The sequence below is a fragment of the Streptomyces sp. S.PB5 genome (assembly GCF_030403745.1).
Lineage (GTDB): Bacteria > Actinomycetota > Actinomycetes > Streptomycetales > Streptomycetaceae > Streptomyces.
The window spans coordinates 269,758-294,150 of record NZ_JAQMWP010000014.1 but is presented as its reverse complement, the minus strand read 5'-3'; the positions used below and the strand labels follow the sequence as shown (position 1 = coordinate 294,150).

Below are 24,393 nucleotides of genomic sequence, written 5' to 3'. Positions count from 1 at the left end.
CCCGAACGGGCACAGATCATGATCAACAGGGGGATCTCTCATCACCTGTGCACAGAGCACGGAGCAAGGAGCAAAGAGCCGCATGCGAGCACGACCACCTTCCCGCACCCTCCGCCGCGCCCTCCTCACCGGCCTCACCGCCCTCTCCCTCGCCGCCGTTCCGTGGGCCTCCTCCTCCGCCGCCGCCCCGGGGCTGACGCCGAACGCCGAGGTGATCACCGACTGGAACCTGACCGCCGTCAAGGTCATCGCCGAGGACGCCCAGCGGCCCGCCGGTGAGCCCTTCCTCTGGTACGGGTTCGTGTCGGCGGCCGTCTACAACGCCGTCGTGGGGATCGAGGGGCGGTACGCCGAGTACAAGTGGGACGTACGAGGTCCCCGGCACGCCTCGTCCGAGGCCGCGGCCGCTGCCGCCGCCCACCGGGTGCTGCTCACCTACTTCCCGGCGTCGAAGACGCGCCTCGACACCGCGTACGCCGACTCGCTCGCGAAGATCCCGGACGGGACCGCCGAGAAGCAGGGCGTCCGGTTCGGGGAACGGGCGGCCGAGCGGCTCATCGAGCTGCGGGAGGACGACGGGCGTGACAGCAAGGTGACGTTCGATCCGGCGCCGGGGCCCGGGGTCTGGCAGCCCGCGCCGCCCGACTTCCGGCCGGCCGCGATCCCGTGGCTCGGCAAGGTGCGGCCGATGCTCTTCGAGCCGGCCGACCGGTTCATGCCGGAGCCGCCGCCCGCGCTGACCTCGGAGACGTACACGAAGGACTTCGCCGAGGTGAAGGAGGTCGGCCGGCGGGACAGCGCCACGCGGACCGCCTGGCAGACCGAGACCGCGCGGTTCTTCTCGCATCCGCTGCCGCAGCAGCTCCAGGCCGGGTACCGGGACCACATCGAGCGGCACGGGCTCGACATCGTCGACGCCGCCCGGTACTTCGCCGCCGCCAACACCGCCTCCGCCGACGCGACGATCACCACCTGGAACTCCAAGTTCAGCTACGCCTTCTGGCGCCCCGTCACCGCCGTCCGGCAGGCCGGCACCGACGGCAACCCCGCCACCGAGGCCGACGCGGACTGGCTGCCGCTGCTCAACACCCCGCCCTACCCGGAGTACATGGGCGGGCACTGCGCCAACGACGGTGCCGTCATGGCCGTACTGGACCGGCTGACCGGCGGGGACATCGACCTGCGGCTGATGTCGACGGTGACGGGCACCACCCGGACGTACACGGACTCGGCGGAGTACGACCGGGACGTCATCGACGCGCGGGTCTGGAGCGGGATCCACTTCCGCACCGCCGACCTCGTCGGCATCCGGGTCGGGCGGGACATCGGGAACTGGGCGCTCGACCACTACTTCCGGCCGCTGAAGTGAGGGCGCCGAAGTGCTGAAGTGAGGGTGCTGGAGTGAGGGCTCTGAGGTGAGGGCGCTGGAGTGAGGGCTCTGAGGTGAGGGCGCTGAAGTGAGGGCTCTGAGGTGAGGGCCCTGAAGTGACGACCTTGCGATAGCTAGACCCGCGTCCAGGTGTGCCGGTCGCGTGCCATCGCGTGCAGCGCCTCCACGTCCGCCGGTTTGAGCATGCCGCCGAGCCGGGCCAGGCCCTCCACCTCCGTGTCCTCGATGATCCGGACCTCCCTCAGGGGGGCGGTGATCCGGACGTCCGTCGGGCCGACGACGGCGAGGACCGGGTGGACCTCGGCGGTCAGGGCGTAGGAGGCGCGGTCGGCGTCGGCGCGGACGCGGCGGAGCAGCGGGTGGGGATCGCGGCGCCCCAGGGTGACCATGGGGTCGGCGACCGTCACCCGCTGCTTGCGGGCGTAGAGGGTGTGGATGGCGAAGAGGCCGCCGGGGCCGATCGCGAGGTGGTGGACGCGGTCGCCGCCGGGCAGCGGGACGGAGTGCAGGGCGTGCCAGCCGGCGCCGTCCAGGCGGTCCAGGGCCTCGCCGACCGCCTGCTCGGCCAGCAGGGCCTTGCGGCGGGGGTCGGGGCGGAGGCGGTGCGATGGTCCCGGGTCGCGGTCGAGGGCGACCTGGAGGGCCTCGCCGGGGCGGTTGGGCGCCAGGTCGTCGTCGGGATGGAGGGTGAGGCGGGCGAGTTCCGCCGGGGTCGGCACCGGGGGCGGTCCGACCGCCACCGGGCCGGTCAGGAAGGGACCGAGGACTTCGAGGACGTCGTCCCTGCGGTCCTCGCTGAGCAGGTTGACGCGGGCCGCCTCACGGTCGTACCAGGCGACGTTCCGTCCGTCCGTCAGGCATACGTAGAGCCGCTCCTGGCCGTGCCGCCAGGTCGGTATGACGCGCAGTGAGTTCATGCACCATCACCCCTTGACCATGGGAACAGGCGGGGTGCTCCGCGGGCAAGAAGGCGGTTACCTTTGGGGGTAGTTGGGTGGGGGAGTTGGGGAGGCGTTATTGCGTACCCGCAGGAAGCAGCCCGACGTGCCGGCCCCGGACAGTCCGTGGAATGAGATCGTGCCCGGATTGTGGATGGGCGGGCATGAGTTCAGGGGGAGCTCCGGGCAACGGGAGTTCGCCGTCGTACGGGACGAGTTCGATCTCGTCCAGACCCTGTTGAGGCTGCCGGGGCACGGGCCCGACCCCGGGGTGGAGCATCACATCTGGCCGATTCCTGACGGGCCACTGGACGGAACCCAGCTCGCGGGCGTGATACGTCTCGCGCAGGCCGCGAGCGAAGCTCTCGACGAGGGCCGCAAGGTCCTCGTCCGCTGTTACCACGGCTACAACCGCTCGGGACTGGTGATCGCGCACGCACTGATCCGGAGCGGGCGCTCCGCGGAGGAGGCGATCCGGACGATCCGGGCCCGCCGCTCGCCGTGGGCGCTGCACAACGAGCTGTTCGTCGACTATCTGCGGGCGGGGCTGCCGACCGCGCGGCTGCTGGAGGAGCTGACCGAGTAGGCCCACCCGGTGACCGCATACGCAAAAAGGACTTCCGTACGAATAAGGTGTACGGGCCGGTCATCATCCCGTCCGGCTCCGTCCGGCACCGTCGGCACCGCCCGACCCGTCGTCCGACCCGTCCGCCTCTGGAGCACAGTGCCACGCCCCGTCCGTACCACCGTCGCCGCAGTCCTGGTCCTGGCGGCCGCCACGGGCTGCGGTGACGCGGGCGGGCTGCAGGGCGCGGGGCCGACGCCGACCGCGACCAGCCCGGCCCGGCTGTGGCCGGAACTGACCCCCGCGACCAGTCCCGCCTGGAACTACGACGACGGCGAGTCCGAGGTCGTGAAGGGCATCACCGCGCCGGGCGACGACGTCCGCAAGGTGGATCCGGTGGCCCTGGTGAAGGCGGAGATCGCCCGGCATCCGGAGGAGTACGCGAGCCCCAGGGCGCAGTACCGCGAGACCGCCCGGCTGATGCGGTACTGCGGGAAGAAGCCCGCCGACCGCCGGTGCCCGCTGCTCAAGGCGTACTACCGCGATCTCACCGGCGACGGCCGCGACGACCTCACGCTGGGCTTCCGGCTGCTGCCGGGCGACCAGACGGCCGTACGCGTGTACACCTTCCAGGACGGGCGGCTGATCCAGGTCATGGCCAACGAGGACGCCGTGAGCGCGGTCGAGCTGGCCGGGCGGTCCGTGATCATCCATGCGCCGTCGGACCTGGAGGACTACGAGTACCGGTTCCAGTGGACCTGGGATCCGCAGCAGCACGTCATGCTGCTCACCCATGACGAGATGCTGCACATCGGGACCGGCGCCTCTCCCTCGCCCTCTCCCTCGCCTTCTCCCTCCCGGTCGGCCTCCCCGTCGACGTCCCGCTCGGCGGGCCCGCGATGAGGGTCGCGCTCCCCCGGTGGGCCGGCCCCCTCGCCGTCAAGGCCGCGCTGTTCATCACGGTGATGTGCTGCGCGCTCGCCGCGCTGCTCGGTGTCCTCGTGCATGTCTCGGTGACCAACCAGACCGTCGGCCAGGCGCGCGAGCTCGCGCTCCAGCGGCTGGAGGACGCGACTTCGGCGTACGAGGCCGGGGACACCCTCGGTCCGTTCGCGGGCGTCGATCCGCCGGGGCTGCCGGCGTCCCTGCGGGAGCTGGCGGCCGACGGTGAGCGCGGCACGATGGTCGCCGACCGGGACGGGAGTCCCACGATGTGGGCGGCCGGGCCGGCCTCCGGGGACCGGGCCCTCGCGGTCCGGGTCGACTATCGGCAGCAGGCCCACACCATCGCCGCGCTCGACCGGTCGATCGTGTGGTCGTCGGCGCTGGCGATCGGGGCGACGCTGCTGGTGGGGGCGTTCGCGGTGACCCGGGTCACGCGACGGCTGCACGCGACCGCGCGGGTGGCCCGGCGGATCAGCGGTGGCGACCTGGACGCGCGGGTCGACGACCCCCGTACGAAGGACGCCTCCCGGCCTCAGGACGAGGTGGCCGCGGTGGCCGCCGCGCTGGACTCGATGGCCGCGTCCCTGCAGGGGAAGCTGCTGAGCGAGCAGAGGTTCACCGCGGATGTGGCGCACGAGCTGCGGACGCCCCTGACCGGGTTGCACGCGGCGGCGGAGCTGCTGCCTCCGGGACGGCCCACCGAGCTGGTGCGGGACCGGGTGGGGGCGCTGCGGACGCTGACCGAGGATCTGCTGGAGATCTCCCGGCTGGACACCGGGCGGGAGAAGCTCGACCTGGACACCGAGCGGGTCGCCGCGCTGGCCGAGCGGGTGGTGCGGGCGTCCGGGACCGGCACGGAGGTCGTCGTCGTACGGGATGTGTCCGTGGAGACCGATCGGCGGCGGCTGGAGCGGGTGCTGGGGAATCTCGTGGCCAATGCGCATCGGCACGGGCGGGCGCCGGTGGTGGTGACGGTGAACGGGCCGGTGGTGTCCGTGCGGGACCACGGGGACGGGTTTCCGGAGTACCTGGTCGAGCACGGGCCGCAGCGGTTTCGGACGGAGGGGGGCAGCAAGGGGCACGGGTTGGGGCTGACCATCGCGTCGGGGCAGGCAGAAGTGCTGGGGGCGCGGCTGACGTTTTCGAATGCCGCGGACGGTGGGGCGGTCGCGACGCTGAGGCTGAGCTAGTTCTCCTGCTCCCCTGTTCTCTCGCTCCCCTGTTCTCCTATGGCCCAGCGTGGCGCGCACACATCAGATCCCGCTCCTAATGTGGCGAATAGTCAAGCTCGTCCCGTTCGTGGAGGTCTCTCCCATGTCCCTGCGTTCCCGTCTCTCCATATCCGTCGTCGCCGGCGCCTTCCTCGCCGCCGCTGCCGCCACCCCCGCCGTCGCCAACGACGACTGGCACCACCACCACGAGCACCCCCGCCTGTACAAGGGCGTGGTCACGGCCAGCACGCTGAATCTGCGCAGTGCGCCGAACCGCGGGTCGCAGATCATCCGGACCGCCTACAAGGGCGAGGTCGTGTCGATCTTCTGCAAGACCGGCGGCGAGACCGTCAAGGGCAACCCCCTCTGGTACCTCCTCACGGACGGCACCTGGGCATGGGGTGCGGCCCGGTACATCGACAACGTCGGGCCCGCGCCACGCTGGTGCTAGGCGGCTAGGAAGACAACCTGGCCCATTTGGGTAAGTTCCGGACATGACCAAGGCCGGAACCACCGTGGCCCAGACGGACACCCCCGCTCCCCCCGTACGCCTCCCCCGGCGCCGTGGCATCGAACTCGCCCTCATCGTCGTCGCCGTACTGCTCTCCGTGTACGGCTACTGCGACGTCGGCCTCGCGAAGCACGGCACCGTCCCGCCCGGCGCCGCCGGTTACGGCGCCGGGCTCGGTGTGCTCGCGCTGGTCGCGCATCTCGCGGTGCGCTGCCGGGCGCCGTACGCCGATCCGCTGCTGCTGCCCATCGGGGTGCTGCTCAACGGGCTCGGCCTGGTCCTCATCTACCGGCTCGACCTGGAGACACCCGGCGACCGGGCCGCCCCCGCCCAACTGGTGTGGTCCACGGTCGGGGTCGCCCTGTTCATCGTGGTCGTACTGCTGCTGCGCGACCATCGCACGCTCCAGCGGTACGCGTACGTCTGTGTCGCCGCCGCCCTCGTCCTGCTCACCCTGCCGATCTTCTTCCCCTCCGTGAACGGGGCCCGGATCTGGATCCGGATCGCCGGCTTCTCCATCCAGCCGGGCGAGTTCGCGAAGGTGCTCCTCGCGGTCTTCTTCGCGGCCTATCTGGCGGCCAACCACAACGCCCTCGCCTACGCCGGACGGCGGGTGTGGCGGCTCCAGTTGCCCACCGGGCGGGTGCTCGGGCCGATCGTCGCCATCTGGTTGCTCAGTGTCTGCGTGCTCGTCCTGGAGCGGGACCTCGGGACCTCGCTGCTGTTCTTCGGCCTGTTCGTCGTCCTGCTGTACGTGGCCACCGGGCGCACCGGGTGGATCGCCGTCGGGCTCGTCCTCGCCGCCCTCGGGGCGGTCGCCGTGGGGTGGCTGGAGCCGCATGTGCACAGCCGGGTGCAGGACTGGCTGCATCCGTTCGCGTCGATCGAGGCGGGACAGGGCCCCAATCAGCTGGCGCAGTCGCTCTTCGCCTTCGCCGCCGGCGGGATGCTCGGCACCGGGCTCGGGCTCGGGCACTCGATCCTCATCGGGTTCGCCGCCAAGTCGGACTTCATCCTGGCGACGGCGGGCGAGGAGCTGGGGCTCGCGGGCCTGTCGGCCATCTTTCTGCTCTACGCGCTGCTGGTGGAGCGCGGGATCCGGGCCGGGCTGTCGTTGCGCGACCCGTTCGGGCGGCTGCTCGCCGTCGGGCTCGCCTCGATCGTGGCGCTCCAGGTGTTCGTCATCGCGGGCGGGGTGACCGGGCTGATCCCGCTGACCGGGATGGCGATGCCGTTCCTGGCGCAGGGCGGGTCGTCGGTCGTCACCAACTGGGCGATCGTGGCGCTGCTGATCCGGGTGAGCGACTCGGCCAGGAGCCAGTACGACGGGGAGGTGGCCCCGTGACCCCGGACGGGACCCGGCTCATGACCCGCTACATCCGGCACGCGGCCTGCTTCTGCGCCCTGCTGCTGGTGGCGCTGCTCGTCAACGCCACCCGCGTCCAGGTCTTCCAGGCCCGGTCCTACGACGACAATCCCGCCAACCGCCGTTCCGCCATCGCCCTTTACGGCCAGCCCCGCGGCGACATCCTGGTCGGCGGCAAGCCGGTCACGGGCTCCCGGGACACGGAGGGGCGGCTGCGCTACGAACGGACGTATCCGAAGGGGCCGTTGTACGCACCCGTCACCGGGTTCGCCTCGCAGATCTACGGCACGACCTTCCTGGAGCACGCCGAGGACGGCGTCCTGTCCGGGAGCGACCCGATGCTGTCGGCGTTCCCGCTCTGGAACGACTTCACCCGGGACCGGAGTGCGGGCGGGGACGTGGTCACCACCCTCGACAGGGGTGCGCAGGAGGCCGCTTACGCGGGACTGGCGGGGAGAAAGGGTGCCGTGGCGGCCGTCGAGCCGTCCAGCGGGCGGATTCTGGCGCTGGTGTCGAGTCCGTCGTACGACCCCGGGGTGCTGTCCGGGAACGACGCGTCCGTGAAGCGGTCCTGGGCGGGGCTGAACGAGGATCCGGACAAGCCGATGCTCAACCGGGCGATCCGGCAGACCTATCCGCCGGGGTCGACCTTCAAGGTGGTCACGGCGGCGGCCGCGCTGGACGCGGGGGTGGTGACGGACGTGGACGAGCCGACCGACTCACCGGACCCGTATCCGCTGCCGGGGACGTCGACCTCGCTGGTGAACGAGGCGAAGGGGTGCGCGGACGCCTCGGTGCACGCGGCCTTCGTGTGGTCGTGCAACACGGTCTTCGCCAAGCTGGGGGTGCGGGTGGGCGTGGCGGACATGGCGGCCACGGCGGCGGGGTTCGGGTTCAACGACCAGGGGCTCGGCATTCCGTTCTCCGTCGCCGAGAGCACCTTCGACGTCTCCGTGGACAAGGCGCAGCTCGCGCTGTCGTCGATCGGGCAGTACAACACTCGGGCCACGCCCCTGCAGATGGCGCTGGTGTCGGCGGCCGTGGCCAACGGGGGGCAGATCCGGTCGCCGTACCTCGTGGAGCGCACCACCCGGTCGGGCGGTGCCACGGTGTCGACGGCGGGTACGCGGCCGCTGCGGCAGGCGATGCATCCGGCGACCGCGGTGCGGCTGAAGGAGCTGATGGAGGACGTGGTGACGGAGGGCACCGGCACCAACGCCGCCATCCCCGGGGCGACGGTCGGCGGCAAGACCGGCACCGCTCAGCACGGGATCGGCAACTCCGGGACGCCGTATGCCTGGTTCATCTCCTGGGCGCAGGGGGAGCGGGACATGGAGCCGAAGGTGGCGGTGGCCGTGGTGGTGGAGGACGCGGAGGCGGACCGGGGCGAGATCAGCGGGGGCGGGGACGCGGCGCCGATCGCCCGGGCGGTGATGGAGGCGGTGCTCGAGCACTGAGACGGGGGTACCGTCGACCACAACTCCCTACCTAACGTTCGGTACATGACTTCAGCCGCCGCGTACGAACTCGCCCAGGTCAACATCTCCCGCCTCAAGTTCCCGCTGGACTCGCCCGAGTTGAAGGATTTCGTCGACGCCCTCGACCCGGTCAACGCCTCCGCGGAGGCCGCCGACGGCTATGTCTGGCGGCTGCAGTCCGAGGGCGGCGACGCCACCGACATCAAGGCCTTCGGCGACGACTGGCTGATCATCAACCTGACGGTGTGGCGGGACACCGACGCGCTGACGGCCTTCATGTACCAGGGGCAGCACCGCGAGATGCTGTCGCGGCGCCGCGCGTGGTTCGAGAAGGCGGTGGAGGCGATGACGGCCCTGTGGTGGGTCCCGGCCGGGCACCGTCCGACGGTCGCGGAGGCGGAGGCGCGGCTGCTGCATCTGCGGGCCAGCGGGCCGACGCCGTACGCCTTCACGCTGCGGACGTCGTTCCCGGCGCAGGGCGCGGAGCCGGTGTCGTTCACGGTGCCGGAGGATCTGGGCTGCGGGGTCTAGGCGGCTCCGCCGGGTACCGCCTCCCGGCGCCGCAGCCATCCCTCCGGTGCCTCCGTCACGCCCGTCCGGGCGGCCACGACGCCGCCCGTGATGGCGCAGGTGGTGTCGACGTCGCCGAAGCCCTCGGCGGTGGTCCACAGGGCGGAGACGAGGTCGTCGGGGTGGCGGGCCGCGGACCAGAGGGCGAAGGGGACGGTGTCGTCGGCGCGGATCCGCTGTCCGTTGCCGAGGAGGTCGGAGGCCTTCCAGGGTTCCGTGGCGAACGGGACCTCGGCGGCGCGGACGAGACCGTCGCGTACCGCGCTCGCCGGTGTCAGGGCCGCCACCGCGTCGAGGGTCAGCTCGTGGTCGGCCGAGAGTGCCGCGGCCACCGCCACGGCGACCGCACCCGCGACGCCCTCCGCGTGGGCGTGAGTGACCTCGGCCGACAACGTGGCCTGCTCGACCACCCGGGACAGGTCGGTGTGGAACCACGCCCCCAGCGGCGCCACCCGCATCGCGGAGCCGTTGCCGAGGCTGCCCTCGCCGCCGAACAGCTCGCGGGCGAACTCCGGCCAGCGGGCGGGCTCGTGGAGGAGGCGGGGCAGGAGCTGGTGCATGCCGTGGCCGTATCCACGGGCGGGATCGGCGTCGTAGAAGAGCGCGAAGGCGTGGGCGAGCTCGGTCTGCCGTATCTCGCCGAACTCGTCGAGGACCCGGAAGACGCCGAGCGCCATGGCCGTGTCGTCGGTCCAGTGCCACTCGGGCTCCTCCGGCGCACGACGGGCGCGGACCTCGTCGTACGCCTGCCGGGGCTCGCGGAAGAGCGGGAACCAGCGCTCGCCGAAGGCGTCCCCGAGGGCGAGGCCCTCAAGGCTGCGGCGGGCGGCGGCTCGGTCCGGAACGGCACTCACTCACTGGCTCCCAGGTCGATCGACTGCCGCACCTCCGCGACCCGGTCATGCTCCTCCGCCGCGAAGCGCTCCGCATCCAGTTTCTCGGCGAGCTCCTCGTCCTGGGCCATCAGCAGATCGAGGTTGGAGTCGCCCATCTCGAAGACGCCCATGTCGACGTAGGCCTGCTGGAGGCGTTTCCCCCACAGGCCGATGTCCTTGACGCACGGGACGATCCGGGAGAACAGCAACTGCCGGAACAGGGCGAGGAACTCGGACTGCTCGCTGTACTCCTCGGCCTCGGCGGTGGGGATGCCGAAGTTCTCCAGGACCTCGACGCCCCGGAGGCGGTCGCGCATCAAGTAGCAGCCCTCGATGACGAATTCCTCGCGTTCGCGGAGTTCGGCGTCGCTGAGCTGCTTGTAGTAGTCGCGCAGCGCCATGCGCCCGAAGGCCACGTGCCTCGCCTCGTCCTGCATGACGTACGCCAGGATCTGCTTCGGCAGCGGCTTGTCCGTCGTGTCGCGGATCATGCCGAAGGCGGCGAGGGCGAGGCCCTCGATGAGGACCTGCATGCCGAGGTACGGCATGTCCCAGCGGCTGTCCCGGAGCGTGTCGCCGAGGAGGGACTGGAGGTTGTCGTTGACCGGGTAGAGCATCCCGATCTTCTCGTGCAGGAAGCGGCCGTAGATCTCCGCGTGCCGGGCCTCGTCCATGACCTGGGTCGCCGAGTAGAACTTCGCGTCGAGATCGGGGACGGACTCGACGATCCGCGCGGCGCACACCATGGCGCCCTGCTCGCCGTGCAGGAACTGGCTGAACTGCCAGGAGGCGTAGTGCCGCCGCAGCTCGCCCTTGTCCGCGTCGGTCATCTTCGCCCAGTACTTGGTGCCGTACAGGGACATGGACTCGTCGGGGGTGCCGAGGGGGTCGGCGGGATCGACCTCCAGCTCCCAGTCGATGCGTTTCTGCCCGTCCCACTGCTTGTCCTTGCCCTTCTGGTAGAGCGCGAGGAGACGGTCGCGACCATCGTCGTACTCCCAGCTGAAGCGCGCCGCGCCGGTCGCCGGCACCTGCCAGTGGGGGTCTCCCGGATCTGTGGCGTACAGGTCGAAAGTCGGCATGTTCCGCAGGCTGCCCCTTCGTAGACGCGGGGTCAACAAGTCGTGCGCAAGGGATTGACGGTCTTGCTGACAAGCAGTCTCATAACCTCATGACGACGCTGACGGACGCCGATGCGCTCGCGGGGCTCCGCGACGCGCTCGGCCTGCTCAAGGACCGGGAGCAAGTGGCCGAGCGGCTGCTCGACTCCTCCGCCAAGCACTCCTTCGACCCCGACAAGGAACTCGACTGGAACGCGCCCTTCGAGGAGGGCAAGTGGTTCTGGCCGCCGGAACTGGTGTCCCTGTACGACACCCCGATGTGGCGGCGGATGAGCGAGGAGCAGCGCATCCTGCTGTCCCAGCACGAGGCAGCCGCGCTCGCCTCGCTCGGGATCTGGTTCGAGCTCATCCTCATGCAGCTGCTCGTCCGGCACATCTACGACAAGGCGGCGACGAGCGCGCATGTGCGGTACGCGCTGACCGAGATCGAGGACGAGTGCCGGCACTCCAAGATGTTCGCGCGGCTGATCTCCCACGGGGACACGCCCTGGTATCCGGTGAGCCGGGCGCATCGGAACCTCGGGCGGCTGTTCAAGACGATCTCCACGACTCCGGGGTCCTTCACGGCGACGCTGCTCGGTGAGGAGGTTCTCGACTGGATGCAGCGGCTGACGTTCCCGGACGAGCGGGTGCAGACCCTGGTCCGGGGGGTCACGCGGATACATGTCGTCGAGGAGGCACGGCATGTGCGGTACGCCCGCGAGGAGCTGCGGCGGCAGATGGTGACCGCGCCTCGGTGGTCGCAGGAGTTCACCCGGGTGACGTCCGGGGAGTTCGCTCGGGTGTTCTCGGTGGCGTTTGTTAACCCCGAGGTCTACACGAATGTGGGATTGGACCGGCGGGAGGCTGTGATGCAGGTGCGGGCTAGCGGGCATCGCAGGGAAGTCATGCAGACAGGTGCGAAGAAGTTGACGGACTTCCTGGATGACATTGGGGTGCTGCGGGGCATGGGGCGGCGGCTGTGGAGGTCATCGGGTCTACTGGCCTGATGCAGGCTGCGGGACGGTGGGGGCTGGTCGCGCCCACGCGGCGGAGCCGCATATCGATACAGCCCCGCGCCCCTTAGGGGGTGCAGTCAAGGCATGCCTGGCTGTCCCGGCCTTTTAGGGGCGCGGGGAACTGCGCGACCAGCCACAACGAATCCGCAGACGGCCGACTACCCTGCGAGGCATGACCCCGCCCGCCGCCCCCGCCTACCGTCGCCTCAGCGTCGAGGAACGCCGCAGCCAGCTCCTCGAAGCCGCCCTCGGTCTCTTCGCGCACCGCGCCCCCGAGGAGGTCTCCCTCGACGACGTGGCCGAGGCGGCCGGAGTCTCCCGCCCCCTGGTCTACCGGTACTTCCCGGGCGGCAAGCAGCAGCTCTACGAGGCCGCCCTCCGCTCCGCCGCCGACGAGCTCCGGCAGTGCTTCGACGAGCCTCACGAAGGCCCGCTGCTCACCCGTCTCTCCCGCGCCCTCGACCGCTACCTCGCCTTCGTCGACCAGCACGACGCCGGGTTCAGCGCGCTGCTCCAAGGCGGGAGTGTCGTCGAGACCTCGCGTACGACGGCCATCGTGGACGGTGTGCGGCGGGCCGCCGCTCGGCACATCCTCAGCCATCTCGGGGTCACCGAGCCCAGCGCGCGGCTGCGGATGACCGTGCGGATGTGGATCACCGCGGTCGAGGCGGCCTCGCTGATCTGGCTGGACGACGACAAGGAACCGCCGGTCGACGAGTTGCGGGACTGGCTGGTCGAGCAGTTCGTCGCCGTGATGTCCGTGACCGCGCGACGCGACCCGCAGACCTCGGAGCTGGTGCGGGCTCTCGCGGCGGATGTCTGACACTGGTCCCGTGAAGAGCGAAGACACCCCCTTCGAGGGCGGCCCGATGGACGGCCGCGTCCTGCCCGTCCTCCTGGGCCCGACCGGCCACCCGCCCAAGCACTACCGGATCCCGGTCCCGGACGCCGACGGCGGACCGCCGACCGTGCTGGTCTACCGCCGGGTCCCGCGCGGGCAGGGCAAGCGGCTCGGCCTCCAGCAGGGGTGGAAGTACGAGTACGACCCAGAAGGTAAGCCGAGCGGGATTCGCTGGCCCTGGTCAAAACCTGACTCCAAGCCCGACGCCACGCCGGGCGGCAAGCCGGAGAACCCCGACGAGTGACGTGATTGGGCCGAACCGCGCACGCCCGACGCGCGAACCCCGGCCGCCCGCCTGATGCTCACCGTGCGGAGCAGAGGGGCTGTCCCGCACCGGAGGTGATGACGTGTCAGGAAGGCTTCTGCGTCTGGTGTGTACGGCGGCGGCGGTGGCGGCCGGCACGGTCCTCGCACCCGTGCCCGCGACCGCCGTACCGGAACCGGACGCGCCCGCCGAGCGCACCGTCGCCGAACGGCCCGTGGCCGAACTGCTGACGGATCTTCAGACGCTGTACCGGGAGGCCGAGCAGGCCACGGAGACGTACAACTCCACCGAGGAGAAGCTGAGGAAACAGCAGGCCGAGGTGCGGCGGCTCGACCTCGCGCTCGCCCGGGCCCGGCTCTCCCTCCACGACAGCCGGGGCGCGGCCGGGCGGCTGGCCCGTCAGCAGTATCAGAACAGCACCGACATCTCGCCCTATGTGCGTCTGCTGCTGGCCCGTGATCCGCAGCACGCGCTCGACCAGGGGCATGTGATCGGGCAGTTGGCGCGGGAGCGGGCCGAGACGATCGGGCGGCTGACCGGCAGCGAGAGGAAGGCCGACGGGCTGGCACGGAAGGCGCGGACCGCGCTCGACACCCAACTGACCCTCGCCGCACGGCAGAAGAAGGACCGGGACGCCGTACGGAAGAAACTGCACGACGTCGAAGAGCTCCTCGCCTCCCTCACCGAGGAGCAGCTGACCGAGCTGGCACGGTTCGAGGAGGACGAAGTCGCCGAGGCGCAGGACGAGTTCATCGCCTCGGGGGCGCTCAGCGACGACGACCGCAAGCCGTCCTCCCGGGGTGGCAAGGCGGTGCGCTATGCGATGGATCAGCTCGGGAAGCCGTACAAATGGGGGGCGGAAGGGCCCGGGGAGTACGACTGTTCGGGGCTGACCTCTCAGGCGTGGGGGCATGCGGGGACACCCCTTCCCCGGACCAGTCAGGAGCAGTGGGCGCGGTTGCCGCGTATTCCGCTCGAGGAGCTACGGCCCGGGGACCTCGTCGTCTACTTCCCCGACGCCACCCACGTGGGGATGTATCTCGGCAAGGGGAAGATCGTCCAGGCCCCGCGGACCGGCGAGAAGGTCAAGGTCTCCCCCATCGCCTCCCACCCGATCCTCGGGGCCGTGCGTCCGGACAAGGCCCCGGACGCTCAGGACGCTCAGGACGCTCAGGACGCTCAGGACGCTCAGGACGCTCAGGACAGGGACGCCAGGTAGGCGGCCGTCTTCTCGGGCTCGTAGAAGAAGTTCTCGAAGTCGGCCGGGTCGTCGAAGCCGTTGGCGAAGCGGTCGGCGGCGGGCTGCAACTGCCCTGCCGCGCCGATGAGGTTGAGGACGTGCTCCGGCGGTGGGGCGAGCATGGCGTTCGTCCACTTGGTCACGTGCTGAGCGGTGTCCCAGTAGCGGTCGAACGTGCTCTGCATCCACTCCTCGTCGAACTCCTTCTCACCGCGCTCCAGGATCGACGCGAGGTACGCGGCGGCGCACTTGGAGGCGGAGTTGGAGCCCTGGCCGGTGATGGGGTCGTTGGCCACGACGACGTCGGCGACGCCGAGGACCAGGCCGCCGCCGGGGAGACGGCCGATGGGGTTGCGGACCGTGGGGGCGTAGCGGCCCGCCAACACCCCGCCCGCGTCGGTCAGTTCGACCTTCGTGGCCCGCGCGTACTCCCACGGCGTGTACCGCTCCATGAGTTCCAGGGTCAGGGAGAGGTGTTCGGCCGGGTCCTTGACACCGTTGAAGACGTCGAGCGGGCCGCCGGGTATGCCCTCCCAGAAGAGGATGTCGGCGCGGCCGGAGGTGGTGAGCGTCGGCATGACGAACAACTCGCCGACGCCGGGGACCAGGTTGCAGCGGACGGCGTCGTAGTCCGGGTGCTCGGGGCGGGGGCCCAGGCCGTGGACGTAGGACACCGCGAGGGCGCGCTGCGGCTCGGTGTACGGGGAACGGGACGCGTCCCGGCCGAACATCGAGACCAGCTCGCCCTTGCCGGCCGACACCAGCACCAGGTCGTACGTACGGGAGAAGTAGTCGAGGTCGGAGACGGCGGCGCCGTGGATGACGAGCTGGCCGCCGCGCTGGGCGAAGGTCTCCATCCAGCCGGCCATCTTCACGCGCTGGTCGACCGACTGCGCGTACCCGTCGAGCCTGCCCACCCAGTCGATGGCACGGGCCGCGGGGCCCTCGGCCCAGGAGCCGGGGGCCGCGACCGAGGCGCCGAGTCCTTCGATCTTCGGGGCCTGGGACTCCCAGAAGTTCAGCTGGAGATCGCGCTCGTGCTGCAGTGCGGTGTGGAACATGCACTGCGTCGACATGACCCGGCCGGAGCGGATCTCGTCCGCGGTCCGGTTCGACATCAGCGTGACCTCGTACCCGTGCGACTGGAGTCCGAGGGCGAGCTGGAGACCGGACTGGCCGGCTCCTACGACGAGTATCTTCCGCATACGGGGCTGTACTCCTACTCCGGTGTTTCGTCGAGCGCATGGGCGACGAGGGACAGGAGGGTCTCGATGACCGAGATCCGCCGCCGCGCATCCATGATCATTACAGGTATGTGCGCGGGGATCGTCAACGCCTCCCGTACGTCCTCCGGTTCGAACAGCTCGGTGCCGTCGAAGTGGTTGACGGCGACGACGTACGGCATTCCGCAGCTCTCGAAGTAGTCGAGCGCAGGGAAGCAGTCCTTCAGGCGCCGGGTGTCCGCCATCACGACCGCGCCGATCGCCCCGCGTACGAGGTCGTCCCACATGAACCAGAACCGCTGCTGGCCCGGCGTGCCGAAGAGGTAGAGGACGAGGTCGTCGTCGAGCGTGAGGCGGCCGAAGTCCATGGCCACGGTGGTGGTGAGCTTGCCGGGCGTGGCGGTGAGGTCGTCGGTCTCCTCGCTCGCCTCGGTCATCAGCGCCTCGGTCTGCAGGGGCGTGATCTCCGAGACGGCGGAGACGAGGGTGGTCTTGCCGACGCCGAAGCCGCCGGCCACGACTATCTTCGTCGCGATCGGCGCCCGGGTGCGGTCCGTCTGCCAGGGCTGTACGGGCCCCTCTTCGGCGAGGAGCGGGGTGACGCCGTAGGAAGCGGCGGCGTCAGAGACGACGGAGTCCACTCAGCACCCTTTCGAGCAGAGCGCGGTCCGGGCGGCCGGTGCCGTGACCGGTGCCGGTGCCGTACACACGGATCTTTCCCTGGTCCGCGAGGTCGCTGAGCAACACCCGGACCACGCCGAGCGGCATCTTCAGCAGCGCGGCGATCTCGGCCACCGTGCGCATACGGCGGCAGAGTTCGACGATGGCCCGCATCTCCGGCATGACCCGCGAGTTGAGGGAACCATTCGTCAGTTCCTTGCGCTCCTCGGGGGCTTCGAGCGCCGCGACGAACGTCTCCACGAGGAGGACGTGACCGAAGCGGGTACGGCCGCCGGTGAGCGAGTAGGGGCGGACGCGGGCGGGTTTGCGGTCGCCGCCGCGGACGGGGAGGTCGGGACGCCGTTCGGTCATCGGGGGCTCCCGGTGGCCTCGGTCGTCTCGTGCCCCAGTGATTTCCTGAGCTCGCTGCGGAGTTCGGGGGTCAGGACATGGCCGGCGCGTCCGACGAAGAGCGCCATGTGGTACGCCACCACGCTCATGTCGCAGTCCGCGGAGCCGTGGACGCCGAGCAGTGAGCCGTCGCTGATCGACATCACGAAGAGGCTCCCCTCGTCCATCGCGACCATCGTGTGCTTGACCCCGCCGAAGTCCATGAGCTTCGAGGCGCCGATGGTGAGGCTGCCGATGCCGGAGACGATGGTGGCGAGGTCGGCGGCGGAACCCCGGGGGCCCGTCGCGGTCGTACGGGGCTGCCGTGCCTGCTCGTTGCGGCCCGGATCGGAGGAGAGCAGCAGCAGGCCGTCAGATGAGACGACTGCGACTGACTGGATGCCCGGCACCTCCTCGACCAGGTTCGTCAGCAGCCAGTGCAGGTTGCGGGCTTCACTGCTCAGTCCGAAGGTACTGGGCGCGGTCAACTGCTTGCCTCCTCGGGAGTGCCCCCCGTGGCTTCTTCGGAATGTGCGGGTGTCCTCGTCTGACCCGTCTGTTCGGCGATCTCTGCTTCTACGTCGCGGTAACCGGCCTCCGCCCCCCGGCGGAAGCCGCCGAGCCTCCGGCGGAGAGCGTCGGCGTCGACGGATGCGCTGCGCTGGCGGGGCGGTTCCGCCGGTGCCGTGATCTTCGGGGTGCGCTTGGGGAGGCCCTTTGCGGTCAGCTGGTCCTCGTCGCGGGCGCGGGTGTGTTCCGTCTCGGCTTCGCCGTCGACGGGTGGCCCCTGTGGGGCGGAGTCGTCGTCGGCTGCGGGTTCGTGGGTGGTGACGGCCTCGAGGGCGTCCGTGGTGGCCGGCTCGTCCGCCGGTACCGGGGCCAGCAGCTCCATCGTCGTCTCCGACAGGGTCTCCTCCCCCGCCGGCTCCCGCTCCCGTACGGCCTTCTCGGCCAGCGCCACCAGCGCGTCGCCGGAGTCTGAACGCCCGTGCAGGACGTTGGAGTTGACCTCCGCGTCCGCGCCCGGCAGGGCGAAGGTGTGGGTGGTGCCGGTGACCGGGGTGGCGGAGGGCACCGCCGCGGACGGGGCCGGGGCCAGCAGCGGCTTCGGCAGGACCACCACCGCCGCGATGCCGCCCTGCTTCTGGTCGCGGAGCTGGACGCGGACGCCGTGACGGTGGGCGAGCCGGGCGACGACGTAGAGCCCGAGGCCCAGGCCCTCCTCGCCCTCCTGGTCGTAGGGGGACTCGGGGTCGAACTCGGCGAGGCGGGTGTTGAGGCGGGCCATCCGCTCGTCGGTCATGCCGATGCCCTCGTCCTGGACGGAGAGCATGACCTCGCCGCTCTCCAGGAGCCAGCCGGAGACCTCGACGGGCAGGTCGGGCGGGGAGAACGAGGTGGCGTTCTCCATCAGTTCGGCCAGCAGGTGGCTCAGGTCGTCCGCCGCGAAGCCGGCCACGTGGGCGTGCGGGGGCAGGGCGGCGATACGGACGCGCTCGTAGCGCTCGATCTCGCTGACCGCCGCCCGTACGACGTCCACCAGCGGGACCGGGCCCGCGTGCTGCTGGACGTGTTCCGCGCCCGCCAGGACGAGGAGGTTCTCGCTGTGGCGGCGCATGACCGTGGCGAAGTGGTCGAGCTTGAAGAGGGTCGCGAGGCGGTCGGGGTCCTGCTCGCGCTCCTCCAGGCCCTCGATGACGGCGAGTTGGCGCTCCACCAGGCCGAGGGTGCGCAGCGCGAGGTTGACGAAGGTGCCGCCGATGCTGTCGCGCAGACGGGTCAACTGGGCGGCGGACTCGGCGAGTTCGGCGCGCAGTTCCTCGCGGGCGTCGGCCATCTTCTGGCGCTGGCCGACCAGGTGCTTGCGGTCGGCCTCCAGGGTGGCGACCCGCTCGTGGACGGCGACGGCGTGCGCGTGCAGGGCGTTGACGGAGCGGACGACCTGGGCGAACTCGTCGTTGCGGCCGGTGAACTTGACGGGCTCTTCGGCGGCCGGGTCCTCGGCCTGCGCGAGCCGGGCGGAGCCGAGGCGCAGGACGGCGAGGGGGCGGGTGAGGGTGCGGGCCATGGCGGTGGCGATGCCGACGGCGAGCAGCATCAGGGCGCCGAGGACCGCGACGCGCAGCTCCAGCGCGGTGACGTCGTCGTCGCGGAGCTGGGTGAGGTCCTTGGTGCGCTGGCTGTAGAGGGCGGACTCGACACCGCGCATCAGGTCGACACGGGCGGAGAGGGCGGCGTCGGCCTTCTTGGTGCTGGTGTCGAGTTCGTCGTCGGAGAGCGTGGCCTGGTCGGTGAGCGCGGCCAGGTACTTCTCGGCGGAGTTGACCTCGGGGCCGGTGACCGTGGAGTCGTAACTGCTCCTGGCGGACTCGGGGGCCGTGTCGTGGAAGTCGGCGAGGGCGGCGTCGGAGCGCAGCCGGGCCTGCTGGGCAGCGGCGGTCAGGGCGTCGCGCTGCTTGGTGTCGGCCTCGGAGGAGGTGATGACGGTGGAGGTCAGCCCGGTGATGGGGTCGGTGACCGTCTGCGTGCTGCGCGGCACGTTGAGCGCGGCGAGGAGCAGACCGCGGGCGGCGGCGGACTGCTGGACGGCGGAGTCCAGTTCGGCGAGGGCGTACGCGCCGGAGCCCGCGCGGGCCGGCATCTGCTCGGCCAGCCGTTCGGCGAGGCGGTGCAGTTCGTCGATGGCCGCGGAGTAGGTCTGGTGGACCTCCAGGGCGCTGCTCTTGCCGGTGAGCGCGGCGCGCCGCAGGGCGGCGATGCCGTCGAGGTCGGTCCGCAGGCCGGCGGGGGTGTCGGTGTCGGCGCGCAGCTCCTCGACCTGCCGGTCGACGCGGGCGCCGCGCTGCTCGGAGGGCGCCTTGGACTTGGCGCGCCCGGCGGCGACGTACGAGGTGACCTCGTCCCGCTCGTCGGCGAGCGAGTGCGCGAGGGCGAGCGCGTCCTGGGTCTGCTCGGCGAGGGTCACCAGGTCCTGGGAGTCGCTGAGCTGTGAGGAGGCGGTGAGCAGGGCCGGGGCACCGGCTCCGGCGATGGCGGCGGCCACGACGGCGGCGGCGATGATGAGCCGGTTGCGTACGTGGGTGGGGCGGCCGCGGCCGACGACGGGGCCGCCGGGGGTGGTGGGATCGGCGGGGGCCGTCTGCTTGCTCGTACGACGAGGCCGCGTCTTCTGCACCGGTGCTCGCAATCCTGACTCGTGTACCCATGGGCCCGGGTGACGCTCCGTCAACTGGAGTCACACCGGGTACGTTTCCCGACCCTCCCAGTGCCGCTGGGCAGCGGGCGCGCATCACCCGACCCGCCACCCGAAGGAGTGAACCCCGGAGGGGAGTTGGCGAGCAAGTTCCCTTGGCACGGTCAGGGGCCTTGCGCAGCCTGCCGGTTGGACGTCTGCGGCGACCGATGGCATTATCCGCCACCGCATCTTCCCGGACCGAACCATTCCATCCCATTCCAGGCGCCTGACCTGCGCGACTGCACCCGTTCCGCAACCGATGCCAGCCTTTCGTGAACCCTGTGAAGGGCTCGTGCAGACTGGCCGAATGCGCACCGAACTCATCTCCGAGCCCGGCGACCGGACCCGCCCCGACGAGGACTTCGCGAGCGTCGCCCTCCCGGCGTCAGGACAGGGCGGGGTGTTGGTGGTCCTGGACGGCGTCACGCCCCCGGCGGGCCCGACCGGCTGTCTGCATTCCGTCCCTTGGTTCACGGCCCGCCTGGGCGGCGCCCTGACCGAACTGACCGTTTCCCTCCCTGATGTTCCGTTGCCGGAGGCTCTCGCCCGCGCCATTGCTCGTACCGCTGATGCGCATGGATATGCCTGTGACCTTTCTCACCCACGAACACCACAGGCAACAGTGGTCGTGGCGCGCTGGTCGGAGCGGGTCGTGGAGTACCTGGTGCTGTCCGACTCGGTGCTGCTGATGGAGGCGGGCGACGGTGCGGTGACGGCGGTGCTCGACGACCGGCTGTCGCGTCTGCCGCGGGCCTCCTTGGCGACGGACGCCATCGTGGACGCGACGGTCCGGAACAAGGAGGGCGGGTTCTTCACGGCCGCCGCGGATCCGTCGGTGGCGGGGCGGGCGGTGACGGGGGTGGTGTCCCGCGAGGAGGTGCGGGCGTTGGTGGCGCTCACGGACGGGGCGTCACGGTGGGTGGAGAAGTTCCGGGAGGGGGATTGGGCGGACTGCTTCCGCTTTGTACGGAAGGAGGGGGCCCGGGGGTTGGTGGAGCGGGTGCGGGCGCTGGAGGCGGGGGATGCGGAGGCTCGGGTGTTTCTGGGGCGGAGCAAGACGCATGACGATGCGTCGGTGGTGTTCGTGGAGCTGTGAGGCGGCCTCAGGGGCCAGGGGACGGCTCCGCGCTGACGGACGCTCCGGCACCGGGGTTCGTAGGCGTCGGGTTGTTCTCCGGAGCGATCCACGCCCCCACCATGGCGGTCGCCAGCGCGGTGGCCGACGCCACCAGAACCGTCGTCGCCGGGACGGCCGCGGCGGACAGCGACCGGAAGTTGCGGATCTGCCCCCAGCGCAGTCCGGTGACACGGACGAGACGGGCCTCCCAGTAGAGGCCGAGGACGAGGAAGACGGCGAGGCAGTTGCCCGTGGTGAGAAGGAGCGAGAGGGCGAAGTCCTCGGGTGTCAGCCCTCGGTACAGAAGCTGGGCCAGTTCCGCGGGCAGGACCACGGCGAGCAGGGACAGCGCCTTGCCGATGGGGCTGCCGCCGCGGATCCAGGAGTAGGCGTAGCCGTAGACGAAGCCGAACACGGCCCAGCGGAGGGCGTGTGTCCACACCTGTTCGTCGAGCGGTTCTTCCGCACTGAGCGGGGCTGGCACCGTGTACAGCATCCAAGGCACGCACAGGGCGGCGAGCAGTACGGCGGCCGCCAGGCCGTTGTTCAGCGCGGTGCGGCCGCCGGAAGTGCCGAGGGCGGCCAGCCGGAGGTCGACGGAGCGCTGGGGTGCCGTACCGCGGTCTCCGAGGGCCCCGAGGTGCCGCCAGCGGGCGCTCCACTGGCGTGCGGTCAGCTCTCCCTCCGCGAGGGCGGTGCGGGAGGACGCGAGGAACTCCCGTCGGCCCGCTGCGAGGGCCTGGTCCTTCAACAGGGCGTGCATCAGCCGGTTGTGCGCGGCCGGACCTGTGCTGTGCAGTCGTACGGCCCGGGTCTCCGCGGACGGCGGCAGCAGCCAGGCGAAGCCCACGGCACCGATCAGGAGCGCCGCGTAGTAGCCACCGCGTTGCGCCTCCAAGTCGCCGAACATGCTGAACCCGTATGCGGCGAGCCCGGTGGCCGCCCCCGCGATGCCCAGGCCGACGGCGACCGTACGGACCTGTGACGGCCAGCCTCGGTGCCGTTTGCCGTGCATCCAGAGGCACCACAGGGTGATGCCGAAGGCCAGGTACAGGATGGCGCCGGGATAGAAGGAGGCGACAAAGGTCGGATAGAGCCCGATGAGCAGCCACGTATCGCCATCGCCCTGTACCCAGAGCCGGAGCCCATCACCGTCGAAGTCCGGGCGGAAGAAATAGACCCCCAGCAGGAACCATCCCACGCGCGCCAGCCAGACCCGGCGGGCTACGAGGACCACGACGAACAGGGCGAGAGCTTCCCAGCCCCATGCGAGCACCAAGAGGACCAGGATGTTCAGATCGCCCCAGCCGGGAGCCTTGTTCTCGGTGACCACTCCCAGCCCCGGCCCAACACCCAGCACGGTCAGCCAGGCCGCTCCGGCCGCAACGGGTGTCCAGCGCCGCCCCGCCGACCCGAGCCGTCCACGCTTCAGCACGACCACCACGCCCACGGTCGCCAGGGCTACGGCGCCGAGCGACAGCAGAGCCCACCGGGTCCCTTCCACCGCGGTGACGGAGACGGCGAGCACCGGCAGCGCGGCGCTGGGGATCAGCATCGGCAACAACTCCCGCAGCCGCGGCGGTCGTCCCGCGGCCAGCCGCACCGCGAAGGCGGCCAACAAGAAGGGAAGCAGCAGCCACCACCACACGGTCAGCGCCGCTCCCCTCCCCGGATAGAGCCACGTCGGCCACCGCGCGGCGGCAGCGGAACCCGCCAGGGCGTACAGCAGCAGCGCCGCGGTCAGGGCGCAGGACGTCATCGCCACGATCGTCCAGCGCCGCCGGGACCCGGGCGGCGACCACCTCCGGACGAAGGGCAGCACCCAGCAGACGCTCACCGCCACCAGGGCCGAGGCGAGCCACATTGCCTCGCGCAGCGGAGTCTCCCGCTGCAGCAGCCGGCTGAGGTGTTCGATATCGCTCTGTTCATCGGCCTGCACGGACGTGTCAGAGGCCAGCGACTCGGCGGGATCCCCGAGTACCAGAGTCACCTTCTGCTCGCCCTCGGGGACGCGCAGTTCGGCATGGTGCGCGTCCTGGCGCAGCGTGGTGCCGCCCATGATCCGGAGGATGGGACGCTTCGGTGTGTCGAGTGTGACGGTCCAGGTGTCGTAGATGCCCGCTCCGCCCAAGCGGCCCTCGGTGCCGATGAGCGTGATCGCGGCGTAGTAGTCGACGCACTGGACCGCGTAATCGCTCTCCCTCCAGGAGGCCCACTCCTTGAGGGATGCCTGCGCCCGCGAGGACGGTGACCGCTGGGCGAGCAGGCCCGCGTCGCGGTCCCCGCCGAAGGGTCTTCCCTCGCAGTCCTTGGTCCCCGCGCCGAGGCGCAGCTGGAAGGGAAGCCAGTCCTCCAGCGACTGGGTACCCGTGCGCAGATCCTCGATCATGGAGTCCGAGGCGCGCAGACTCACCTCATGGTCCGCCGTGACCTTCCAGAAGTTCCCGTCGGGAGCGACCCGCAGCACGGTCCTGCCGTCACGCGGCGGGCGCCCCTCGGCCCGGTACCGCGCCTCGGTCACGGCGCGGGCCCGCTCCTCCTCGTCGTCCGTGCCGGTCGGCTCCGTACTGGACGTGGACGTGCGCGTCGGTTCCACGCGCATCCCGTCCGCCGCCCGCAACCACCCCACATGCGAGACCCCGACGGCAAGCACCACCAGAAGCAGCAGCCCTGCCCCCGCGAACCGCACGTACCACTTGACCGCAACCGCCATCGACGGCCACCCCCGTCCCCCAGGGCCGTCAGAGTAGCGGGCGGATCAGCGCGTCATACGTGGATTCAGCGCTCCATCCCCAGGTTCAATTGGTGCAGCAGCCTGGCGAGTTCGGAGACCTCCTTGGGGTCCCAGTCCGCCAGCCGCCCCGCGTACCGGGCCCGCCGGGCGTCCCGTACCCGTCCCACCCGGGACCGCCCCTCCTCCGTCAACTCGACGAGCCACGCCCGCCCGTCCGCGGGGTCGGGTGCCCGGGTGACAAGGCCGAGCTGCTCCAGGGCCCGCAGCTGACGGGACATGGTCGCCTTGCCGACGCCGATGTACGCGGCGAGTTCCGTCGCGCGCTGCCGGCCGAACTCGTCGAGCCGTACCAGCAACCCGTACGCGGCGGACTCCAGGTCAGGATGGACCTCGCGCGCCATCTCCCCCTGGTTGGCCCGCGCGCGCCGCAGCAGCACGGTCAACTCGCGTTCCAGGGCGAGGAACTCGGGCTGGTCCACAGCACCACTTCCGTCTTCGCGCACGTCAGTCCCTGCCTCGGTTTTCCGGGTCGTGAAAGTTTTCGCCAGATGCCGTCATCGCCGCAGCTCGGTCAGTATTTCGCAGGTCAAGACCAACGGCAGCCTCCGGCCCCTCTTCCCTCGCGCTCTTCTACGTGCGTAGCTTCTTTACCAGGTACTA

23 protein-coding genes are annotated in these 24,393 nt (G+C 70.9%); 13 read left to right on the top strand and 10 right to left on the bottom strand.

The features are described 5' to 3' along the window. Positions 1-82 precede the first annotated feature (82 nt). Complete coding sequence (locus PH203_RS33405) at positions 83-1,369, top strand: vanadium-dependent haloperoxidase (RefSeq protein WP_289924929.1); 1,287 nt, start codon at positions 83-85, stop codon at positions 1,367-1,369. A 134-nt stretch (positions 1,370-1,503) separates the two neighbouring features. Here PH203_RS33405 and PH203_RS33400 read toward each other — a convergent pair whose 3' ends face one another. After that, entirely contained in the window at positions 1,504-2,307 is an 804-nt protein-coding gene (locus PH203_RS33400; RefSeq protein WP_289924927.1) for a nuclease-related domain-containing protein, read from the bottom strand. Positions 2,308-2,407: 100 nt separating this feature from the next. Here PH203_RS33400 and PH203_RS33395 point away from each other — a divergent pair, with 100 nt between their 5' ends. From PH203_RS33395 to PH203_RS33365, 7 genes are all read left to right on the top strand, one after another. Next, positions 2,408-2,914: a dual specificity protein phosphatase family protein gene (locus tag PH203_RS33395; RefSeq protein WP_289924926.1), complete on the top strand. Its 507-nt coding sequence runs from the start codon at positions 2,408-2,410 to the stop codon at positions 2,912-2,914. Between the two features lie 138 nt (positions 2,915-3,052). Then, positions 3,053-3,796 carry a hypothetical protein gene (locus tag PH203_RS33390; RefSeq protein ID WP_289924924.1) on the top strand — a complete coding sequence of 248 codons (744 nt, stop codon included), beginning with the start codon at positions 3,053-3,055 and terminating at the stop codon, positions 3,794-3,796. Next, the gene (locus PH203_RS33385; RefSeq protein WP_289924923.1) at positions 3,793-5,028 is read left to right on the top strand and encodes a HAMP domain-containing sensor histidine kinase; all 1,236 of its coding nucleotides are present in this window, start codon (positions 3,793-3,795) and stop codon (positions 5,026-5,028) included. Before PH203_RS33390 ends, PH203_RS33385 begins: the two co-directional genes overlap by 4 nt. Before the next feature lie 124 nt (positions 5,029-5,152). Then, complete coding sequence (locus PH203_RS33380; RefSeq protein WP_289924922.1) at positions 5,153-5,500, top strand: SH3 domain-containing protein; 348 nt, start codon at positions 5,153-5,155, stop codon at positions 5,498-5,500. Positions 5,501-5,543: 43 nt separating this feature from the next. Then, on the top strand, positions 5,544-6,905 hold the full coding sequence (locus PH203_RS33375) for an FtsW/RodA/SpoVE family cell cycle protein (RefSeq protein ID WP_289924921.1): 1,362 nt from the start codon (positions 5,544-5,546) through the stop codon (positions 6,903-6,905). Between the two features lie 20 nt (positions 6,906-6,925). Next, positions 6,926-8,383: a penicillin-binding transpeptidase domain-containing protein gene (locus tag PH203_RS33370; protein ID WP_289924949.1), complete on the top strand. Its 1,458-nt coding sequence runs from the start codon at positions 6,926-6,928 to the stop codon at positions 8,381-8,383. A 45-nt stretch (positions 8,384-8,428) separates the two neighbouring features. Further along, positions 8,429-8,935: a DUF3291 domain-containing protein gene (locus PH203_RS33365; protein ID WP_289924919.1), complete on the top strand. Its 507-nt coding sequence runs from the start codon at positions 8,429-8,431 to the stop codon at positions 8,933-8,935. Here PH203_RS33365 and PH203_RS33360 read toward each other — a convergent pair. Both PH203_RS33360 and PH203_RS33355 read right to left on the bottom strand, forming a co-directional pair. Then, complete coding sequence (locus tag PH203_RS33360; protein ID WP_289924917.1) at positions 8,932-9,828, bottom strand: ADP-ribosylglycohydrolase family protein; 897 nt, start codon at positions 9,826-9,828, stop codon at positions 8,932-8,934. The genes PH203_RS33365 and PH203_RS33360 overlap by 4 nt on opposite strands. After that, on the bottom strand, positions 9,825-10,931 hold the full coding sequence (locus tag PH203_RS33355) for a ferritin-like domain-containing protein (RefSeq protein ID WP_289924915.1): 1,107 nt from the start codon (positions 10,929-10,931) through the stop codon (positions 9,825-9,827). The genes PH203_RS33360 and PH203_RS33355 overlap by 4 nt, the downstream gene beginning before the upstream one ends. A gap of 89 nt (positions 10,932-11,020) precedes the next feature. Between PH203_RS33355 and PH203_RS33350 the strand changes: the two genes are divergently transcribed. From PH203_RS33350 to PH203_RS33335, 4 genes are all read left to right on the top strand, one after another. Next, on the top strand, positions 11,021-11,959 hold the full coding sequence (locus PH203_RS33350) for a diiron oxygenase (protein WP_289924914.1): 939 nt from the start codon (positions 11,021-11,023) through the stop codon (positions 11,957-11,959). Positions 11,960-12,140: 181 nt separating this feature from the next. Continuing rightward, on the top strand, positions 12,141-12,791 hold the full coding sequence (locus PH203_RS33345; protein WP_289924912.1) for a TetR/AcrR family transcriptional regulator: 651 nt from the start codon (positions 12,141-12,143) through the stop codon (positions 12,789-12,791). Beyond that, the gene (locus PH203_RS33340) at positions 12,784-13,113 is read left to right on the top strand and encodes a hypothetical protein (protein ID WP_289924911.1); all 330 of its coding nucleotides are present in this window, start codon (positions 12,784-12,786) and stop codon (positions 13,111-13,113) included. The genes PH203_RS33345 and PH203_RS33340 overlap by 8 nt, the downstream gene beginning before the upstream one ends. A 103-nt stretch (positions 13,114-13,216) precedes the next feature. After that, complete coding sequence (locus PH203_RS33335; RefSeq protein WP_289924909.1) at positions 13,217-14,353, top strand: C40 family peptidase; 1,137 nt, start codon at positions 13,217-13,219, stop codon at positions 14,351-14,353. Here the strand turns inward: PH203_RS33335 and PH203_RS33330 are convergent. From PH203_RS33330 to PH203_RS33310, 5 genes are read right to left on the bottom strand one after another with little or no spacing between them, the layout of a single operon-like run. Continuing rightward, positions 14,332-15,579 carry a styrene monooxygenase/indole monooxygenase family protein gene (locus PH203_RS33330; protein ID WP_289924908.1) on the bottom strand — a complete coding sequence of 416 codons (1,248 nt, stop codon included), beginning with the start codon at positions 15,577-15,579 and terminating at the stop codon, positions 14,332-14,334. The genes PH203_RS33335 and PH203_RS33330 overlap by 22 nt on opposite strands. A gap of 14 nt (positions 15,580-15,593) precedes the next feature. Then, positions 15,594-16,238, bottom strand: coding sequence for an ATP/GTP-binding protein (locus tag PH203_RS33325; RefSeq protein WP_289924907.1), 645 nt, complete (start codon positions 16,236-16,238; stop codon positions 15,594-15,596). Then, positions 16,219-16,629 carry a DUF742 domain-containing protein gene (locus PH203_RS33320; RefSeq protein WP_289924906.1) on the bottom strand — a complete coding sequence of 137 codons (411 nt, stop codon included), beginning with the start codon at positions 16,627-16,629 and terminating at the stop codon, positions 16,219-16,221. Before PH203_RS33320 ends, PH203_RS33325 begins: the two co-directional genes overlap by 20 nt. Next, entirely contained in the window at positions 16,626-17,135 is a 510-nt protein-coding gene (locus PH203_RS33315; protein ID WP_289924904.1) for a roadblock/LC7 domain-containing protein, read from the bottom strand. The genes PH203_RS33320 and PH203_RS33315 overlap by 4 nt, the downstream gene beginning before the upstream one ends. Further along, positions 17,132-19,822, bottom strand: coding sequence for a nitrate- and nitrite sensing domain-containing protein (locus PH203_RS33310; RefSeq protein WP_289924903.1), 2,691 nt, complete (start codon positions 19,820-19,822; stop codon positions 17,132-17,134). The genes PH203_RS33315 and PH203_RS33310 overlap by 4 nt, the downstream gene beginning before the upstream one ends. A gap of 367 nt (positions 19,823-20,189) precedes the next feature. On the opposite strand from PH203_RS33310, the gene PH203_RS33305 reads away from it, so the two are divergent. Beyond that, positions 20,190-20,978, top strand: a complete 789-nt coding sequence (locus tag PH203_RS33305; RefSeq protein ID WP_289924902.1) for a protein phosphatase 2C domain-containing protein — start codon at positions 20,190-20,192, stop codon at positions 20,976-20,978. A 7-nt stretch (positions 20,979-20,985) separates the two neighbouring features. On the opposite strand, the gene PH203_RS33300 is transcribed toward PH203_RS33305, so the two are convergent. Both PH203_RS33300 and PH203_RS33295 read right to left on the bottom strand, forming a co-directional pair. Continuing rightward, positions 20,986-23,712 carry a hypothetical protein gene (locus PH203_RS33300; RefSeq protein WP_289924901.1) on the bottom strand — a complete coding sequence of 909 codons (2,727 nt, stop codon included), beginning with the start codon at positions 23,710-23,712 and terminating at the stop codon, positions 20,986-20,988. 65 nt (positions 23,713-23,777) lie between these two features. Further along, entirely contained in the window at positions 23,778-24,212 is a 435-nt protein-coding gene (locus tag PH203_RS33295) for a MarR family transcriptional regulator (protein WP_289924900.1), read from the bottom strand. Positions 24,213-24,393: the final 181 nt, after the last annotated feature.

Excerpts from the sequence above, each read along its gene's own strand:
- PH203_RS33405 (WP_289924929.1), top strand. The coding sequence starts at position 83 with ATGCGAGCACGACCACCTTCCCGCACCCTCCGCCGCGCCCTCCTCACC.
- PH203_RS33350 (WP_289924914.1), top strand. The coding sequence starts at position 11,021 with ATGACGACGCTGACGGACGCCGATGCGCTCGCGGGGCTCCGCGACGCG.
- PH203_RS33305 (WP_289924902.1), top strand. The coding sequence starts at position 20,190 with ATGCGCACCGAACTCATCTCCGAGCCCGGCGACCGGACCCGCCCCGAC.
- PH203_RS33375 (WP_289924921.1), top strand. The coding sequence starts at position 5,544 with ATGACCAAGGCCGGAACCACCGTGGCCCAGACGGACACCCCCGCTCCC.
- PH203_RS33330 (WP_289924908.1), bottom strand. The coding sequence starts at position 15,579 with ATGCGGAAGATACTCGTCGTAGGAGCCGGCCAGTCCGGTCTCCAGCTC.
- PH203_RS33345 (WP_289924912.1), top strand. The coding sequence starts at position 12,141 with ATGACCCCGCCCGCCGCCCCCGCCTACCGTCGCCTCAGCGTCGAGGAA.
- PH203_RS33340 (WP_289924911.1), top strand. The coding sequence starts at position 12,784 with ATGTCTGACACTGGTCCCGTGAAGAGCGAAGACACCCCCTTCGAGGGC.
- PH203_RS33385 (WP_289924923.1), top strand. The coding sequence starts at position 3,793 with ATGAGGGTCGCGCTCCCCCGGTGGGCCGGCCCCCTCGCCGTCAAGGCC.
- PH203_RS33320 (WP_289924906.1), bottom strand. The coding sequence starts at position 16,629 with ATGACCGAACGGCGTCCCGACCTCCCCGTCCGCGGCGGCGACCGCAAA.
- PH203_RS33365 (WP_289924919.1), top strand. The coding sequence starts at position 8,429 with ATGACTTCAGCCGCCGCGTACGAACTCGCCCAGGTCAACATCTCCCGC.
- PH203_RS33400 (WP_289924927.1), bottom strand. The coding sequence starts at position 2,307 with ATGAACTCACTGCGCGTCATACCGACCTGGCGGCACGGCCAGGAGCGG.
- PH203_RS33300 (WP_289924901.1), bottom strand. The coding sequence starts at position 23,712 with ATGGCGGTTGCGGTCAAGTGGTACGTGCGGTTCGCGGGGGCAGGGCTG.
- PH203_RS33370 (WP_289924949.1), top strand. The coding sequence starts at position 6,926 with ATGACCCGCTACATCCGGCACGCGGCCTGCTTCTGCGCCCTGCTGCTG.
- PH203_RS33355 (WP_289924915.1), bottom strand. The coding sequence starts at position 10,931 with ATGCCGACTTTCGACCTGTACGCCACAGATCCGGGAGACCCCCACTGG.
- PH203_RS33380 (WP_289924922.1), top strand. The coding sequence starts at position 5,153 with ATGTCCCTGCGTTCCCGTCTCTCCATATCCGTCGTCGCCGGCGCCTTC.